13 protein-coding genes are annotated in these 17,862 nt (G+C 46.3%); 3 read left to right on the plus strand and 10 right to left on the minus strand.

What is annotated here, in order from left to right:
- Nucleotides 1-259 precede the first annotated feature (259 nt).
- Complete coding sequence (gene carA / locus NB463_RS07115) at nt 260-1,399, plus strand: glutamine-hydrolyzing carbamoyl-phosphate synthase small subunit (RefSeq protein WP_258432297.1); 1,140 nt, start codon at nt 260-262, stop codon at nt 1,397-1,399.
- Between the two features lie 16 nt (nt 1,400-1,415).
- Nucleotides 1,416-4,649, plus strand: coding sequence for a carbamoyl-phosphate synthase large subunit (carB, locus tag NB463_RS07120; protein ID WP_258432296.1), 3,234 nt, complete (start codon nt 1,416-1,418; stop codon nt 4,647-4,649).
- A 97-nt stretch (nt 4,650-4,746) separates the two neighbouring features.
- On the opposite strand, the gene NB463_RS07125 is transcribed toward carB, so the two are convergent.
- Together NB463_RS07125 and NB463_RS07130 are read right to left on the minus strand one after the other, a co-directional pair.
- On the minus strand, nt 4,747-5,211 hold the full coding sequence (locus NB463_RS07125) for a hypothetical protein (protein WP_053808580.1): 465 nt from the start codon (nt 5,209-5,211) through the stop codon (nt 4,747-4,749).
- Nucleotides 5,204-6,115: a hypothetical protein gene (locus NB463_RS07130; protein WP_023584955.1), complete on the minus strand. Its 912-nt coding sequence runs from the start codon at nt 6,113-6,115 to the stop codon at nt 5,204-5,206. The genes NB463_RS07125 and NB463_RS07130 overlap by 8 nt, the downstream gene beginning before the upstream one ends.
- A 249-nt stretch (nt 6,116-6,364) precedes the next feature.
- Here NB463_RS07130 and NB463_RS07135 point away from each other — a divergent pair, with 249 nt between their 5' ends.
- A complete protein-coding gene (locus NB463_RS07135) occupies nt 6,365-7,144 on the plus strand; it encodes a TSUP family transporter (protein WP_258432295.1) in 780 nt (259 codons plus the stop codon).
- Here the strand turns inward: NB463_RS07135 and NB463_RS07140 are convergent.
- The 8 genes from NB463_RS07140 to gltB all read right to left on the minus strand — a co-directional run bounded on the left by NB463_RS07140 (nt 7,086) and on the right by gltB (nt 17,724).
- Entirely contained in the window at nt 7,086-7,940 is an 855-nt protein-coding gene (locus NB463_RS07140) for a LysR family transcriptional regulator (RefSeq protein WP_053808582.1), read from the minus strand. The genes NB463_RS07135 and NB463_RS07140 overlap by 59 nt on opposite strands.
- 129 nt (nt 7,941-8,069) lie before the next feature.
- Nucleotides 8,070-8,690 carry a TRIC cation channel family protein gene (locus NB463_RS07145; RefSeq protein WP_258432294.1) on the minus strand — a complete coding sequence of 207 codons (621 nt, stop codon included), beginning with the start codon at nt 8,688-8,690 and terminating at the stop codon, nt 8,070-8,072.
- Nucleotides 8,691-8,759: 69 nt separating this feature from the next.
- Entirely contained in the window at nt 8,760-9,584 is an 825-nt protein-coding gene (gene btuF / locus NB463_RS07150) for a vitamin B12 ABC transporter substrate-binding protein BtuF (protein WP_012842144.1), read from the minus strand.
- Nucleotides 9,584-10,537 (minus strand): cobalamin biosynthesis family protein, encoded by a 954-nt coding sequence (locus tag NB463_RS07155; protein WP_258432293.1) that lies wholly within the window; start codon nt 10,535-10,537, stop codon nt 9,584-9,586. Before NB463_RS07155 ends, btuF begins: the two co-directional genes overlap by 1 nt.
- 11 nt (nt 10,538-10,548) lie before the next feature.
- Entirely contained in the window at nt 10,549-11,244 is a 696-nt protein-coding gene (mtnN, locus tag NB463_RS07160) for a 5'-methylthioadenosine/S-adenosylhomocysteine nucleosidase (protein ID WP_005396324.1), read from the minus strand.
- Nucleotides 11,245-11,307: 63 nt separating this feature from the next.
- Nucleotides 11,308-11,736: a DUF1499 domain-containing protein gene (locus NB463_RS07165; protein ID WP_041852996.1), complete on the minus strand. Its 429-nt coding sequence runs from the start codon at nt 11,734-11,736 to the stop codon at nt 11,308-11,310.
- A gap of 91 nt (nt 11,737-11,827) precedes the next feature.
- A complete protein-coding gene (locus NB463_RS07170) occupies nt 11,828-13,240 on the minus strand; it encodes an FAD-dependent oxidoreductase (protein WP_167426889.1) in 1,413 nt (470 codons plus the stop codon).
- 20 nt (nt 13,241-13,260) lie between these two features.
- A complete protein-coding gene (gltB, locus tag NB463_RS07175) occupies nt 13,261-17,724 on the minus strand; it encodes a glutamate synthase large subunit (protein ID WP_258432292.1) in 4,464 nt (1,487 codons plus the stop codon).
- Nucleotides 17,725-17,862: the final 138 nt, after the last annotated feature.

Raw genomic sequence — 17,862 nt, forward strand, 5'->3', positions numbered from 1 at the left:
TTTGTAAAATTCATTAAACCTCTATCCCTCCCTATTTAATAGCATTCAAAAGTTGTCTTTTTGAGCCTTACTGATTCGAAATGACCTTACTCGCTAGAAATTGATAATTTATTTTTGATTGTAGGTTGACAGGTTTCCAGTCCAACTTTAGAATACCGCCAATTTGTCTGAAATACCTATTTATGTAGATTTTATAGGTAAAGGAAGGCATGTTTGCAGTTTGATTTATTTTTTTTGCATTTTTATTCTGGAGGTTGTCTTGGGTAAATTAGCACTGTTAGTCCTAGAAGATGGGACAGTGTTCCACGGAGTGTCCATAGGGGCAGATGGTATTTCCGTTGGTGAAGTCGTTTTTAATACCTCGATGACGGGGTATCAAGAAATCCTCACTGATCCTTCCTATTCTCAGCAAATCGTCACCCTTACTTATCCTCACATTGGCAATACCGGAACCACTTCCGAAGATGAAGAATCCTCTTCCATTCATGCACAAGGCCTTGTGATTCGCGACCTTCCTCTTATCGCTTCTAACTTCCGTAATGAACAATCCCTCTCTGATTACCTTAAGTCTCAAAATATCGTTGGCATCGCTGATATTGATACGCGAAAGCTCACTCGTATCTTGCGTGAAAAAGGTGCTCAAAACGGTTGTATTGTTGCGGGTAATAACCTAGATGAAGCTTTGGCTCTAGCGAAAGCAAAAGAATTCCCAGGCTTAAAAGGAATGGACCTTGCGAAAGAAGTTACAACGAAAGAAGCGTATCAATGGAAACAAGGTTCGTGGACGCTTGAAGGTGGACTTCCAGAGGCGAAAGATGACAGCGAGCTGCCATACCACGTCGTTGCTTACGACTTCGGCGCAAAACGCAACATCCTGCGAATGTTGGTTGACCGCGGTTGCCGCTTAACGGTTGTTCCTGCTGAAACGTCAGCGGAAGAAGTGCTTGCGATGAAGCCGGACGGTGTTTTCCTATCAAATGGCCCTGGTGATCCAGAACCATGTACTTACGCGATTGAAGCGACAAAAGTGTTCCTAGAAAAAGGCTTACCTATCTTCGGTATCTGTTTAGGTCACCAAATCCTTGCGTTAGCGTCAGGTGCACAAACCGTGAAAATGAAGTTTGGTCACCATGGTGCAAACCACCCAGTAAAAGATTTAGAGCGTAACGTTGTTATGATCACTTCGCAAAACCACGGCTTTGCGGCAGATGAAGCAACGTTACCGGAAAAATTACGTGCTACTCACGTATCGTTATTTGATGGCTCTTTGCAAGGTATTCACCGCACAGACAAGCCAGCATTTAGCTTCCAAGGTCACCCAGAAGCGAGCCCAGGTCCACATGACGCGGCACCGCTATTTGACCACTTTATCGAACTAATCAAAAAACACAGCGCTTAATTCGGAGTAGTAGATAATGCCAAAACGTACTGACATTCAAAGTATTCTAATTCTTGGTGCTGGTCCGATTGTTATCGGTCAGGCATGTGAGTTTGACTACTCTGGCGCACAAGCGTGTAAAGCACTTCGTGAAGAAGGCTACCGAGTTATTCTGGTTAACTCGAACCCTGCGACGATCATGACTGACCCAGAGATGGCTGATGCAACTTACATCGAGCCAATCCAATGGGAAGTGGTACGTAAGATCATCGAGAAAGAACGTCCAGATGCAGTTTTGCCAACCATGGGTGGCCAGACTGCACTTAACTGTGCGTTAGACTTAGAGAAGCACGGCGTTCTCGCAGAGTTTGGCGTAGAGATGATTGGTGCAACGGCTGATGCAATCGACAAAGCGGAAGACCGTTCTCGTTTTGATAAAGCGATGAAGTCTATCGGCCTTGAGTGTCCTCGCGCAGATACAGCGAAGAGCATGGAAGAAGCTTACAAAGTTTTAGATATGGTTGGCTTCCCTTGTATCATTCGTCCATCGTTCACCATGGGTGGCACTGGTGGTGGTATCGCGTACAACAAAGAAGAGTTCGAAGAAATCTGTCGTCGCGGTCTGGACTTATCTCCGACTAACGAACTTCTTATCGATGAGTCACTAATCGGTTGGAAAGAGTACGAAATGGAAGTCGTTCGTGACAAAGCGGACAACTGTATCATCGTATGTTCAATCGAGAACTTTGACCCAATGGGCATCCATACGGGCGACTCAATCACGGTTGCTCCAGCACAAACACTGACTGACAAAGAATACCAGCTTATGCGTAATGCATCGCTAGCTGTTCTGCGTGAAATCGGTGTTGAAACAGGTGGTTCAAACGTACAGTTTGGTATCAACCCGAAAGATGGTCGTATGGTCATCATCGAGATGAACCCGCGTGTATCTCGCTCTTCTGCGCTAGCATCAAAAGCAACAGGCTTCCCAATTGCGAAAATTGCCGCGAAACTGGCTGTTGGCTTTACGCTAGACGAACTACAAAACGACATCACAGGTGGTGCAACACCCGCGTCATTTGAACCAACTATCGACTACGTCGTAACTAAGATCCCTCGCTTTAACTTCGAGAAATTTGCTGGCGCAAACGACCGTCTGACAACTCAGATGAAATCGGTTGGTGAGGTAATGGCGATTGGTCGTAACCAACAAGAATCTCTTCACAAAGCACTGCGTGGCCTAGAAGTTGGCGCAACTGGTTTTGATGAGATGGTCGATCTGGAAGCACCAGATGCACTGACTAAGATTCGTCACGAACTTAAAGAAGCAGGTGCAGAGCGTATCTGGTACATCGCCGATGCATTCCGAGCGGGTATGTCAGTCGACGGAGTGTTCAACTTGACTCAAATCGACCGCTGGTTCCTGGTTCAAATCGAAGAAATTGTAAAACTCGAAGAACAAGTCAAGGCGGGCGGCTACGCAGGTTTGACCAAAGAAGTGCTTCGTCAGATGAAACGCAAAGGCTTCTCTGATGCTCGCTTGTCTAAATTGCTTGGTGTCGCTGAAAGTGAAATTCGCCGTGCTCGTGAGCAGTTTGATATTCATCCGGTTTACAAACGTGTGGATACATGTGCAGCAGAGTTTTCTTCTGACACGGCTTACATGTACTCATCTTACGATGAAGAATGTGAAGCAAACCCAACAGACAAAGATAAGATCATGGTTCTTGGTGGCGGTCCAAACCGTATCGGCCAAGGTATCGAATTCGATTACTGTTGTGTTCATGCATCACTTGCGCTGCGTGAAGACGGTTACGAAACCATTATGGTTAACTGTAACCCAGAAACGGTATCTACTGACTACGATACGTCTGATCGCCTGTACTTCGAACCAGTAACTCTGGAAGATGTACTGTCTATCGCTCGCGTTGAAAAACCAAAAGGTGTGATTGTTCAGTACGGTGGTCAAACGCCACTTAAACTGGCTCGTGCTCTAGAAGCGGCTGGTGTTCCAATCATTGGTACTAGCCCAGATGCTATCGACCGTGCGGAAGACCGTGAACGCTTCCAGGCAGCTGTTGACCGTCTAGGTCTACTTCAGCCAGAAAACGCGACAGTAACAACGATGGAACAGGCGGTTGAAAAATCGAAAGAAATTGGCTTCCCATTAGTTGTTCGTCCATCTTATGTACTCGGTGGTCGTGCGATGGAAATCGTATACGACGAGCAAGACCTGCGTCGCTACTTCAACGAAGCAGTAAGCGTATCGAACGAGTCTCCAGTTCTACTAGACCGTTTCTTGGATGATGCAACCGAAGTTGATATTGATGCTATCTGTGACGGTGAACGCGTCGTTATCGGCGGTATCATGGAACACATCGAACAAGCGGGTGTTCACTCTGGTGACTCTGCATGTTCACTGCCTGCATACACGCTAAGTCAGGAAATTCAAGACAAGATGCGTGAGCAAGTTGAGAAGCTGGCGTTCGAACTCGGTGTACGCGGTTTGATGAACACGCAGTTTGCTGTGAAAGGCAACGACGTTTACCTAATCGAAGTGAACCCTCGTGCTGCTCGTACGGTACCATTCGTATCGAAAGCGACAGGTGCACCTCTAGCGAAAATCGCTGCACGTGTAATGGCGGGTCAATCTCTAGAGTCACAAGGATTTACTAAAGAGATTATCCCTCCTTACTACTCAGTGAAAGAAGTGGTTCTGCCGTTCAACAAATTCCCTGGTGTTGACCCTCTATTGGGCCCAGAAATGCGCTCAACAGGTGAAGTAATGGGTGTTGGTGCAACGTTCGCAGAAGCTTACGCGAAAGCAGAGCTAGGTTGTGGTGCAGTTTACCCTGAAGGTGGTCGTGCGCTACTGTCTGTACGTGAAGGCGATAAAGAGCGTGTTGTTGACCTAGCTTCTAAGCTAGTGAAACTGGGTTACCAGTTGGATGCGACACACGGTACTGCTGTAATTCTGGGCGAAGCGGGTATTAACCCACGTTTGGTAAACAAAGTACACGAAGGTCGTCCACACATTCTTGACCGCATCAAGAACAACGAATACACCTACATTGTAAACACGGCAGCTGGTCGTCAAGCGATTGAAGATTCGAAAGTTCTACGTCGCGGCGCACTGGCAGAGAAAGTGAACTACACAACGACACTGAACGCAGCGTTCGCTACATGTATGTCTCACACTGCAGACGCAAAAGCGTCAGTAACTTCGGTTCAAGAGTTACACGCTAAAGTGAAAGCGAGTCTAGACGCGTAACAGATAAAAATCAGTAAGCTCGTTAATCAGGGCTTACATGACAACCTCATTGCCCGCTCATTTGAGCGGGCTTTTTTGTTTTATTAAGCAACTTGTTCTACTTGTTGATATTTTTCATTCGTCTTCGATGCTCTCTACGACTCTGAGCTAGTTCATAGTAAAAGGTTATGAAGCATTTGTAGGAAGGAGTATTCATCAAATAAAGAGCAATAATGGGGAGAGCAAGGGCTATCAACCAGAATAGGTCTCCTAATTTTGCTTCTGAAACCCCAAAACATATCGCAATGAAAATTTGTATCGTGGCATTGAAAATATTGATTGGATTTAGAAACTTTAAACCATGAATAATGATCATCCCAAATGGAATCGTTACCAAAAGTGCACCAATACCCATCATTACTACCCACAAGTAGAATGGACCGTAAGTGTTTGAAATATCGATTAGTTGATCCAGAAAGAAAATATTTAATCCTCCCCCCATTGTTAACAGTATTATTGCACTTAAAGCTGTAGCGATGCTTTTAGCGGACAGAACGAAGACTTCTTTTTCCCTACTATTCAATGGAAAACTCCTCGTATACACCCACTGCAATAGCACCGACGTTGCCGGAGGTTGCACTACCCACGAAACTGATAGTTGCACCAATGGCATCTTTTAGTTGAAGTTGGATGGCATTGCTGATGTCTTGTGAAGAGAACCTTCGTTTTACGCTTCCTGAACGTACTAGTTGTTTATAGGCTTTTGAAGATAAGTTTGGGATGTTTTGTTTCGAAATTTCTTTAGTGAGCCTTGCTCGTTCGTGTCGATTTAAGCCCTTCAAAACTTCACTTAAGCTTTTTCCTGAGCTCTTCTGTAGATTACTTATGGCTTTTATTGTGGCTGTGCCTGATGCCCCAACACCTACCAGAGATATGTAATCGAGGGCTTTAGACGTATTTTGATACCAAGCTTGCGAGTCCAGTTCATCTAGCTTATCAGGAGCAAAACCCTCAGCTCCACTCCTGCCTATGCCCACCATACATTGGACTGTAGAGGCAGCCGCCGCACTGTATCCCAAATAAGTAACGGCAGCACTCGTGCCTCCCGAAATTGGAATCGCCCCAACACTACCAATAACAACCATCCAACCTAAAGCTGCTGAAGCACAGCTTAAGCCTGCTCCAATAAGTTCAGAAGCTAACTTAGACTCTCTATTCGAAGACTTAAGTTCTTTGGCGTAGCTATCGGCGGACATAGGAGATGTCGGCTCTTTTAAAATAATGCTGATAGGGTTGACGCGACAACTGGAGTTGAACTTTCGAAGAGAGATTATTGTTGAATCACCTGCGATATAAATAACCCCTGCCCCCGAAGTTTCAGGCCTAGAGTCTATGACTTTGAAGAGCTGTTTTAGATTTACGGTTTGTTCTATACGAGAGCGTAGCTGTTGCTCTTTTATTGAGGGGCGAGTCCTTAAAACATCCATTATTTTCACTCTTGATAAGGTTGAATTTATCAGATTAAGCCAGTGTTTTTCTTGGCCATCAAAAAAATGAAATACTCTTGAGGTGAGGCTCTATATTTTGATGTAATTGATATTTTTAATGTATCATTTTCTAGATTCATTGATTGATGAAAATTAGGAATAGATTGGTGTCTTGACTTTCCATTGGTAGTTTTGTGAATAAGTGCTACCGTTTCTTCCTCTTTGATACCTCTTCAAAAAGGAAGTGTAGTGGAAATCACGGTTGAGATTTTGTTGGCCTTATTTTTGGTTGCGACTGCCGCAGGCTTTATTGATGCGATGGCTGGTGGGGGAGGGCTCATTACGCTCCCTGCGCTTTTGGCTGCGGGGTTGAGTCCGACTCAAGCTCTAGCAACCAACAAGTTACAAAGTTCGTTTGGCAGTTTCTCTGCTAGCTGGTATTTCGTGCGTAACGGTATTGTCAGCTTAAAGGAAATGCGTTTCGCGATACTCTGTACTTTTATTGGTGCAGCGATCGGTGCCGAGGCTGTGCAGTTTATTGATGCTAGCGTACTCCCCAGTTTGATCCCTGTTCTTTTGATAGCCATTTCCCTCTATTTTTTACTCGCGCCAAGTACGCGAAAAATCGATGGAAAACCAAAGTTATCTGAAGCGATGTTTGCGCTATGCATTGGTGGCGGGATCGGTTTCTATGATGGCTTTTTTGGCCCTGGGACTGGATCTATTTTTACTGTTTGTTTTGTTGCACTAGGTCACTTTTCTTTGGTCGAAGCCACAGCTAGGACCAAAATCCTCAATTTCACGTCAAACATAGCGGCACTAATCTTTTTTATCTTAGCTGGGTTGCCAGTGTGGAAGCTTGGCTTAACCATGGCTGTTGGCGGTTTTCTTGGTGCTCAGTTAGGGGCGAAGGTCGTGGTAAGTAAAGGGCAAAAATGGATTCGTCCTCTAGTTATAGTGATGTCGATGCTTATGGCAACGAAACTTCTTTGGCAACAACATCAGCAATGGATTCTGTCAGTGCTTTAACTCGTTCGCTGCGATATGTGCTGTGGCGCATGCAGATATGTATTGGTCGAATTAACTGTCCTAGTTCTTCAAAGTCATAGCAGAATTTGGGTGTGATATTAAGTGTCTTCAGGATAGATTTAGGAATTAAAGCGGGAGCCATTCCGCCCAAAGCCAGTTGTGCTGCCGCAGTGTATGAATCCATTTCCATCAAAGGCTCAATTCCGTATTTTGACAAAATAGCTTGTTGGTAAGTATTGGCAGGATTGGTTAAGTCATTGGTCAAAATGGCTTTGGGTAGTTGCGAAAGTGGGTATCTACTGACGATTGAGAAAGGTTCATCAGTGAGGTGAAAGCTCATTAATCCATGATGAGGCGGTAAATAACCAGCACAGAATCCCAGTGTCGCTTTACCTGATTTGACGTTCTCAATAATGCGTGGTGTATGATTGGTCGATATTCGTATGTACTGGTCGTGGGCAAAGCGTTCTGCCATGATCACACTAAGGTATCCAGCGACTAAGGTTTCAGAGCAGTCTATCTTGATCAAAGAAGTATCTTCTATTTCTTGCTGATCATAGATCTGACCTCTTAACTCATTGAACGTTGGCTCGATCGTGTTGATGAGCGCAAGGCCATCGGAGGTCAGCTTTATGTGCCGACCACTTGGCTCAATCAATTTTTTTCCTAACTTCTTCTCTAGATTCGAAATGCGCTTACTCACCGCAGATTGACTAATATAGAGTTGGCTGCCCGTACGGCTCATGGTTTTTTCTTTACTGAGGACAAGTAACGTCTCAATACCTTCAAGCAACATAATGATTAATGAAAGTTAGGAATGGTTGAAATAATTTAGCGAATTGTACAAGAGTTGGCGAATCAAATGAGTATAAATGAGAGGAGCCGACACTCAGTCGACTCCATGACCGAATCATGTAATTTGTTTTTAACGATTAATTGCGAAAGTTGGTAGGGATAGATGCCAACGAATAGCACCGAGACGTATAATGAGCGTTGAGATTACACCAGCGAGTAAAGCCGTTGAGTGGTCATAACCCATGTTTACCGACATCGTATGGAAGATGCCGCCAATAATACATGCCGTAGCGTAGACTTCACTTCTTAATACCATAGGAACTTCGCGAGCCAGTACATCACGTATAATGCCACCACCACAACCAGTAATGACTCCCATGATCACTGCGACCATCCCAGACGCGTTGTAAGCGAGGGCTTTCTCTACACCTATTCCTACAAATACAGCAAGGCCGATGGCATCACAAACGGGTAATACCCACCATGAGAGTCGCTTGGGTCTTCGAATAACAAGCATGGTTAGTAGACACGTAACAAATATCACCCATAAGTACGTCGTATCTGTTATCCAAAATACAGGAGTGGCACCTAGCGCCATGTCTCGGATTGTTCCGCCACCAATAGCAGTCACACTGCCGAGAACGATAACGCCGAATGGGTCCATTTTTAAACGGCCCGCCAGTAACACGCCAGAGATAGCGAAAACTGCGGTACCGAACAAATCGATCATATAAAGCAGCATGGAGTCCATGTTACTTAGTACCTTTATATAGTGTGAGAAAAAATGGGCGGAAATTGTACGGTATTTGCCACGAAATCGTTAGCGTTTTTGACGAACGCTTTTAAAGTGCTCACACACTTCTGTGATCGCATTTAGTGTGCGTGGGGTTGGGCGGTTAATCCAATCTGAGTTTAGAGACCAGATGTGTTTATTTCTAAGTGCGGGAAGCTCATTGCTCCACTCTGCCCACATACCATCATTACTCATTGCGTGACGAGAAGTAAAAATAACCTCTGGTTGGCGAGTGATGACCTGCTCGATGCTGACCTGAGGATAAGGCGCGCTGGATGCTGCGAAAATGTTTTCACCACCGCAAAAAGTAAAGACTTCACTTGGCCAGTTCTTCCCGGCGACAGTGATGATAGGCTTTTCACTCAACTGATAAAAGTAACGAACTTTCTCGTGCGTGTTGTACTTCTCTTTTAGTGTATTCAGTTGCGTTCTAAAATCTTCAGCGGCCTTTTGTCCTATTTGCGGGGTTTCGCTGTATTGGCTTAGCTGCTCGATATTATTGGCGATATCTTCCAGTGAGCCTGTAGTGGAATAATAGATAGGAATGCCGAACTGTTTAATTTTCTCCAGCTCTTTTGCCGGGTTTCCTGCCGGCCAAGCAATGACTAAATCCGGTTGAAGAGCAATAATGCGCTCTAATTTAATTCCTTGGTAATTAGAGACTCTTTCCAGCTGCTTTGCCTGCTCTGGATAATCACTCATTTCGCTGACAGCAACAAGCTTGTCTCCTAGCCCTGCCGCAAAGGCAATTTCAGTGGCATGCGGAGCTAAACTTACAATGCGTTGCGCTGGTGTTTGAGCGAAGGTCGCTGTCGAAACAAACAGCGTTAATGCGAAGCATAGTTTATTCATCATAATCCTTGATAAATCATTCCTAAAAGCAGACTTTGGATAGCTATCCAAACGAAGACTCGCCAAACGAGCAGCGTATGTATTTGTGAAAGGTGAATAGCCGATGGGGCGATTCGTCCACCGATTTTTGCGCGTTCCGCACGTATACCTTGATAGATAGCAGGGCCGCATAAAGAGAGTTGTAGTTTGTGTCCGATGGTACACAACACCCAGGCGGGCCCGGGTAGTGGCCAAGACTTCGCTTGTTGCTGTACACCAGAAAGCACATTGCTTACGTTCTTTCCTACAGCTAAAAGTATGGCAAAGAGACGAAGTGGAATAATATCCAGAGCGGCAACCAGCTGAACGGCAGGTTTACCAAAGGGCAAATATTGGCGTCGGCTAGGGGACCAAACTCGAGCTAACTCTGTGGCTAGTCGATACATTAACGCACCAATACCACCTGCTAGTGCGTACCAAAATAACACACCGATTACGTTGCGGCTGTATCCCATAATCATAGCTTCTGAGCTTGCTTTACCTATGCCGATGATCGAGAGGCTGTCAGTATCGCGATTAAGGTATGGTCTTAGTAATTGTCGGCACTGAGCTTTGTCTTCTCTCGACATACTTGTGACGAGTTGTTTCGTTAAGGCTTCGCTGTTGCGCCAGTCCAAAGCAATGATCAATAGCACTAGTTCGTATAAAGGCACTTGCCAAACGAATGGCTCCACGGCAATCAGCAAGATCAAGCAAGGCAATAGCATCAAGCCCAATGCAAGACTGCCGGAGGTCAGGCTCTGTGAGTAACTATGATTATTGTTTACTTTGTTGGCGAGGTTCTCAGCTAACTTTCGCCATAAAGTGATGGGATGCGATGAACGGGGGATTGGTAAAATAAGGTGAAAGAGCAGTGCGCCCCACATAATAAGGAGCGCACCGTTGGCATAAAATGACTGAAAAACTTCTTCCATGAGTGAGTCGTTTACTTAATGAGTTCCAGCATTTTGAATACCATTTCAGAAGAGCTTTTTGCTGCTAGCGGTAGGAACTCATCAAAGCTCATTGGTGACTCTTTATCAGCGACATCAGAGATTGCGCGCACAACAACAAACGGCGTGTTGAATTGGTGACAAGTTTGAGCGATAGCAGATGCTTCCATTTCTACCGCGATAACGGATGGGAAGTGCTTACGAATAAACTCTTGGCGTTCAGCGGTGCAAACAAATGCATCACCAGTACAGATCAGGCCGCGAACTGCATGAGTGTTTTCCATTTGCGCTAGTGCCTTTTCTGCTAAATCCATTAGCTTTTCATCCGCTTTGAATGCAGCAGGCTGGCCAGCCATTTGGCCAATTTCATAACCAAAAGCGGTCACGTCTGCATCGTGATGACGAACTTCTGTTGAGATAACAACATCACCTAGATTTAGGCTTGAATCGAAGCCACCAGCAGAGCCTGTGTTAATCACAACATCTGGCTGGTATTCATCAAGAAGAATGGTAGTGCCTACTGCAGCTGCAACTTTACCGATACCTGATTGTAGTACGACTACTTCTACATCATTAATTTGACCAGAGAAAAACGTACAACCTGCTTTATTTACGGTTTTGCAGTTTGTGATTGCTTCTTTCAGGATGGTCACTTCTTGTTCCATCGCACCGATGATACCAACTTTCATAACACTCTCTTTCGGTAAATATTTTAGTTGGCCGAGAGTATAGCACTCCCCGTGAGCAGTTTTCTATTTGATGAGCTTAGCTTGAGTGAGCTTTTCTCGTAATTGTTCGGCGCGCTTTCTGTTTACGCCAAAGTCAGAATAACCCACACGTGACTCTGAGCGAACAATCAGTTTGTCTCCTGCTACTTTTAATTCGAGGTCATCCACGAAGCGCATGATTTTAGATGTGCATTCTATCCGAAGGTAATCACCCTCTTTTACCGCGGTTTTGGCGCCAGGAAGTTGAAGCGCGGCTTGCTCAATGGCATCTAACGTTGCGGACTCAGTGAGCAAAAAAGGTGCTAATTGAAACTTGTCTCTTGAGTCCTGAGTTGAAACGCAATTTGGTTTGTCACCACAAGGTGATTGAGAACGATCTGGCATACTGGTGACTCCTTGGCTGCAGGCTGTAAGGCTGAGTAAAGTGATGGAAAGGAGAGCGGCTTTTTTCATTGTATTTACTCTTATAGTTTTGCTTCTAATTATATGGATACAAAAGAAAAAGGATCCAATAATAGGATCCTTTTTGTGATGTTAGCTGTGATTAGACTTCTAGGTAATCAAGAATGCCTTCTGCCGCTTTTCGCCCTTCATCAATGGCGGTTACGACGAGGTCTGAGCCACGGACCGCATCACCGCCAGCGAAGATTTTCGCATTGCTGGTTTGGTACATGAACGCTTGCTCAACAGGTGCCTTGATACGTCCCCATTGGTCTAAATCGACACCATACGGTTCTAACCAGTCCATTTTGTGTGGCTGGAAACCAAATGCCATGATCACGGCATCCGCAGGCAATACATGTTCGCTGCCTTCCACTGGTTCTGGTCTGCGACGACCTGCATCATCGGGCTCACCTAAAGCGGTTTTTACCACTTTAACGCCCGATACGTTACCTGAGGCGTCGACCTCTACACCGAGTGGTTGCAGGTTAAACATAAACTTCACGCCTTCCTCTTTAGCGTTTTTTACTTCTCGACGTGAACCTGGCATGTTGGCTTCGTCACGACGATAAGCACAAATCACATTGGAGGCTCCTTGGCGAATAGAGGTTCGTACACAGTCCATTGCGGTATCGCCACCACCAAGCACGACCACTTTCTTTCCTGCCATGTCGATAAAAGGTTGGTTGTTCTCAAGCTCCATGACTTTGTAGGTATTCGAAATTAAAAATGGCAGCGCGTCATACACACCCGGCGCATCTTCATTATCTAGACCTGCACGCATGTATTTATAGGTGCCAACGCCCAAGAAAACAGCATCGTATTCATCAAGCAGCTCTTGCATTTGGACATCTTTGCCTACTTCCATGTTCATGCGGAACTCGACGCCCATTTCAGTGAACACACGGCGGCGGTTTTCCATCACGCCTTTTTCAAGCTTGAATGAAGGGATGCCGAAGGTCAGTAGTCCGCCGATTTCTGGGTAGCGGTCAAACACGACTGGCTTAACGCCATTGCGCACTAGGATATCCGCGGCAGCCAAGCCAGCAGGGCCTGCTCCAATGATTGCGACCTTTTTATCGGTCCACTCCACCTTGGACATATCTGGCTTCCAGCCCATTTCAAACGCTTTGTCGGTAATGTACTTTTCTATGTTACCGATGGTGACGGCACCAAAGTCATCATTAAGCGTGCATGAACCTTCACATAGACGGTCTTGAGGACAAACGCGCCCACATACCTCCGGTAGGCTATTGGTTTGATGCGATAGTTCAACCGCTTCAAGAATACGTCCCTCATTTGCCAGTTTTAGCCATTGAGGGATGTAGTTGTGTACTGGGCACTTCCATTCACAGTATGGGTTACCGCAATCTAAGCAGCGATCCGCCTGCGCAGTCGCTTGTTGTTTGGTAAACGGTTCATAGATTTCAACGAACTCGATCTTACGAACTTTGATAGGCTTCTTCGCAGGATCTACGCGTTGAACATCGATAAATTGATAAACGTTCTGACTCATGATTCAAACATCCTCCATGATTACTGGGCTTGAACGCGCAGCTCAGCGGCACTGCGGCTCTGGTGACCAAGTAGCGTGCGAAGATCTGCCGCTTGTGGTTTCACCAAATAGAACTTTGGAATCCATTCATCAAAGTTCGCCAAAATATTTTCTGCGTGGCTCGACCCTGTTTCTTCAAGGTGTTCCGCAATCAGGCCGCGCAAATGCTCTTGGTGGATGTATAGATCGGACAATGAAATGGCTTCGACAGATTCAGTATTGACTCGACCTTCAAAGCTTTGGTTTTCATCCAGAACATAGGCAAAGCCTCCGGTCATACCTGCACCAAAGTTCACGCCTGTTGCACCTAGAATGGCAACAATACCGCCTGTCATGTACTCACAAGCGTTATCTCCCGCACCTTCAATGACGGCAATCGTACCTGAGTTACGTACCCCAAAACGCTCACCCGCTTTACCTGCCGCGAACAGTTTACCGCCCGTTGCGCCGTACAAACACGTGTTACCAATAATGGTGGCTTCATGACACTTGAACGCTGTACCTAAGTGAGGTTTAATGGCGATCTTGCCGCCTGCCATCCCTTTCCCTACGTAGTCATTCGCATCACCTGTGAGGTAAAGCTCTACGCCCCCCGCGTTCCAAACGCCGAATGACTGGCCTGCAGTGCCATCCAAGTGCAGTTTGATTGGCGTTGCCGCCATGCCTTGGTTGCCGTAACGCTGAGCGATTTCACCGGATAGGCGAGCACCCACAGAGCGGTCGGTGTTGATCACGTTGTAGAAGAAGCTAGCAGATTGACGTTTTTCAACCGCTTGTAGTGCGTCTTCGATAATCTTGTTGTTTAGCTCTGCTTTATCAAATGGTGTATTTGGCTGTGTCCAGTAGAGAGGGTGTCCTTCTGGAGAGACTGGTGCCTCAAGGATATTCGACAGATCTAGCTTGGTTTGTTTCGCCGTCAGACCTTCAACGGTTTCCAACAAATCGGTGCGACCAATCAAGTCAGTCAGTTTTTCAACGCCAAGTTCAGCGAGCAATCCGCGTACTTCGTCCGCCAGACCAATGAAATAGTTCATTACCATTTCCGGAAGACCTTTGAAGTACTCTTTGCGTAGAGTCTCGTCTTGAGTTGCAACGCCAGTCGCACAGTTGTTGAGGTGACAAATGCGTAAGAACTTACAACCCATTGCCACCATTGGTGCAGTACCAAAACCGAAGCTTTCAGCACCTAGAATCGCCGCTTTCACCACGTCTAGACCAGTTTTTAGACCGCCATCTACTTGCAGGCGAATCTTATGACGTAGACCATTAGCAACCAGTGCTTGTTGTGTCTCTGCCAGTCCCAATTCCCATGGGCTACCAGCGTATTTCACTGAAGTTAATGGGCTTGCTGCAGTACCGCCGTCGTAACCCGAAATGGTAATGAGATCAGCGTAGGCTTTTGCTACACCTGTTGCGATGGTGCCGACGCCTGGTTCAGAAACTAACTTCACCGAAACCAATGCGTTTGGATTGACTTGTTTTAGGTCGAAGATCAGCTGGGCCAAGTCTTCAATCGAATAAATATCGTGGTGTGGAGGAGGGGAGATCAGAGTCACCCCCTGTACCGAATAACGCAGTTTTGCGATTTCTGCAGTGACTTTGTGTCCCGGTAACTGACCACCTTCGCCCGGCTTCGCACCCTGTGCGACCTTGATCTGCAGCACGTCTGCATTGGTTAGGTAGTGAGGCGTAACACCAAATCGACCTGAAGCAACCTGCTTGATACGCGAGTTACGCTCTGTACCGAAGCGACGTGGATCTTCACCGCCTTCACCCGAGTTAGAGTAACCACCAAGGCGGTTCATCGCTGTTGCAAGTGCTTCGTGCGCTTCTGGGCTAAGTGCGCCAATGGACATTGCCGCAGAATCAAAGCGTTTGAAGAGTTCTGTGCTTGGTTCGATTTGCTCTAAAGGTAGCGGTGAGTCTGATTTTTTCAGCGCCATTAAGTCACGCAGCATGGCAACAGGACGTTGGTTTACCTGCTTAGCAAAGCTCTGATAATCGTTGCTTTCGCCTGATTTAACCGCAGTTTGCAGTGTGCCAACCACGTCTGGGTTGTAGGCGTGATATTCACCACCGTGGACATATTTCAATAAACCACCATGCTCGATGGCTTTACGTTTCGCCCAAGCTTTACGAGAAAGGTTGTACAAATCTTGTTGGAAGTCGTCGAAGTTCGCGCCTTCAATACGAGTCGTCACGCCTTTAAAGCACAAATCGACCACTTCTTGGCTCAGGCCAACTGCTTCAAACAATTGCGAGCAACGGTAAGAGGCGATGGTAGAAATCCCCATTTTCGACATGATCTTGTACAGACCTTTGTTGATGCCGTATTGGTAGTTTTGCATCACATCGCGGTAGTCTTTTTCTAGCGCTTTATCATCAATCAGTTTGCCTAGCGCTTCATAAGCTAGGTATGGGTAAACTGCAGTGGCGCCAAAGCCAAGCAAGACAGCAAATTGGTGTGGGTCACGTGCTGTTGCGGTCTCAACAACAATGTTGGCATCACAACGTAAGTTCGCATCGATCAAGCGAGTTTGAACCGCACCGACCGCCATTGCTGCAGGAATTGGCAGCTTGCCTTTGACTAAAGCGCGATCTGAAAGCACGACTAGAACCGTGCCTTCACGTACGACCTGTTCTGCTTGTTCACACAGATCATCAATGGCTTGTTTGAGATCTTTCTGTTGTGGGTCGTAGTTGATGTCGAGAATGGTATTACGGTAGTGATCGTCACCAAGCTCAAGCAATTGCTGCATGTCTGAGTAAAGTAACACTGGCGAATCGAAGGTCACTCGGTAGGCGTGGCCATCGGTTTCACAGAAGACGTTCATCTCCTGACCAATACTGGTCGCCAGTGACATCACGTGTTTTTCACGCAGTGGATCGATCGGTGGATTGGTGACCTGGGCGAACTTCTGGCGGAAGTAGTCAGTTACCAAGCGCTCTTTTGAGGAGAGCACTGCCATTGGAGTATCGTCACCCATAGAACCAACGGCTTCTTGGCCCATTTCTCCGAGTACACGCAGAACTTGGTCGACTTCTTCGTTCGTCATCGCGAATTGCTTTTGATAAGTCTTAAGTAAGTCTTCATCAAAGCTGCGCTCGCCTACTTGATCCTCAGGTAACTGAGAAAATGGTGTTAGTTTGCGAACGTTGTTTTCCATCCATTCGCGATAAGGGTGGCGAGATTTCAGATCATTATCGATCTCGCTAGACTGCCAAAGCTTACCTTTACGAGTGTCGATGACGAGCAATTCACCCGGACCTACACGCCCTTTTTCGGCAACTTCATCTGGGGCGTAATTCCAAATCCCTACCTCAGATGCCAGAGTGATCAACTTGTCTTTGGTAATTACATAACGCGCAGGACGCAGACCGTTTCGGTCTAGGTTACAAGCAGCATAACGACCATCGGACAGTACGATACCTGCTGGGCCATCCCATGGTTCCATGTGCTTGGAGTTGAAATCGTAAAACGCCCGCAGATCCGGATCCATGTCTGGGTGGTTTTGCCATGCAGGCGGCACAAGCATACGCATGGCACGGAAGATATCCATGCCGCCAGCTAAGAAGAGATCCAGCATATTATCTAAGCTAGAGGAGTCTGAACCTGTCTCGTTCACAAATGGTGCTGCAGTTTGAAGATCGGGCAGCAGTGGTGACGAGAACTTGTAAGCGCGCGCGCGCGCCCATTGGCGGTTACCTTCAATGGTGTTGATCTCACCGTTATGAGCAAGATAGCGGAACGGCTGAGCCAATGGCCAACGCGGTTGAGTATTGGTAGAAAAACGCTGGTGGAACAGACAGATAGCGGATTCCATGCGTAGATCAGCAAGATCAAGGTAGAAGCGAGGCAAGTCCGCAGGCATGCACAGGCCTTTGTACACCAAAACTTGAGTCGACAAGCTACAGATGTAGAAATCAGGATCTTCGGTGATTTGTTTCTCGATGCGACGGCGTGCGATGTAGAGACGGCGTTCAATGTCACGCTCTCGCCAACCAGCCGGTGCAGAGATAAAGACTTGCTGAATATTTGGAAGCGAGTTAGCCGCAATTGGACCGAGTACTTCTGAATTAGTTGGTACTTCACGCCAACCGGCCACTGTTAGCGTCTCTTGCGCAAGTTCTCTGTTGACGATGTCTTTAGCGAGTTGAGCTTTGACCGGATCTTGGTTGAAGAAAATCATCCCTACGGCGTATTGCTTGCCAAGGTTGAAACCATTTTCTTCGGCAATAAGACGTAAATAGGAATCGGGCTTTTGTAATAGAAGACCACAACCATCACCGGTTTTACCATCGGCGGCAATACCACCACGGTGGGTCATTCGGTCAAGTGCAGAAATTGCTGTACGAACCAGCTTGTGGCTTTGTTCGCCTTCCATATGCGCGATCAAGCCAAATCCACAGTTGTCTTTCTCAAGACTTGGATCATAAAGAGCCATTGCAATTCTCCCTTTGCTTATCCGTCATCCCGACAGATATATCAACACTGCTTACGTTGATAGTGATGACTGAATATGCGTCATCTTTTATGGTTTTATGTATATTTATTCAATAAAAGCTGTGAAATATTTAACATT

Origin of the sequence: Vibrio sp. RM-41-2B (assembly GCF_024744415.1) — a bacterium.
Classification (GTDB): domain Bacteria; phylum Pseudomonadota; class Gammaproteobacteria; order Enterobacterales; family Vibrionaceae; genus Vibrio; species Vibrio diabolicus.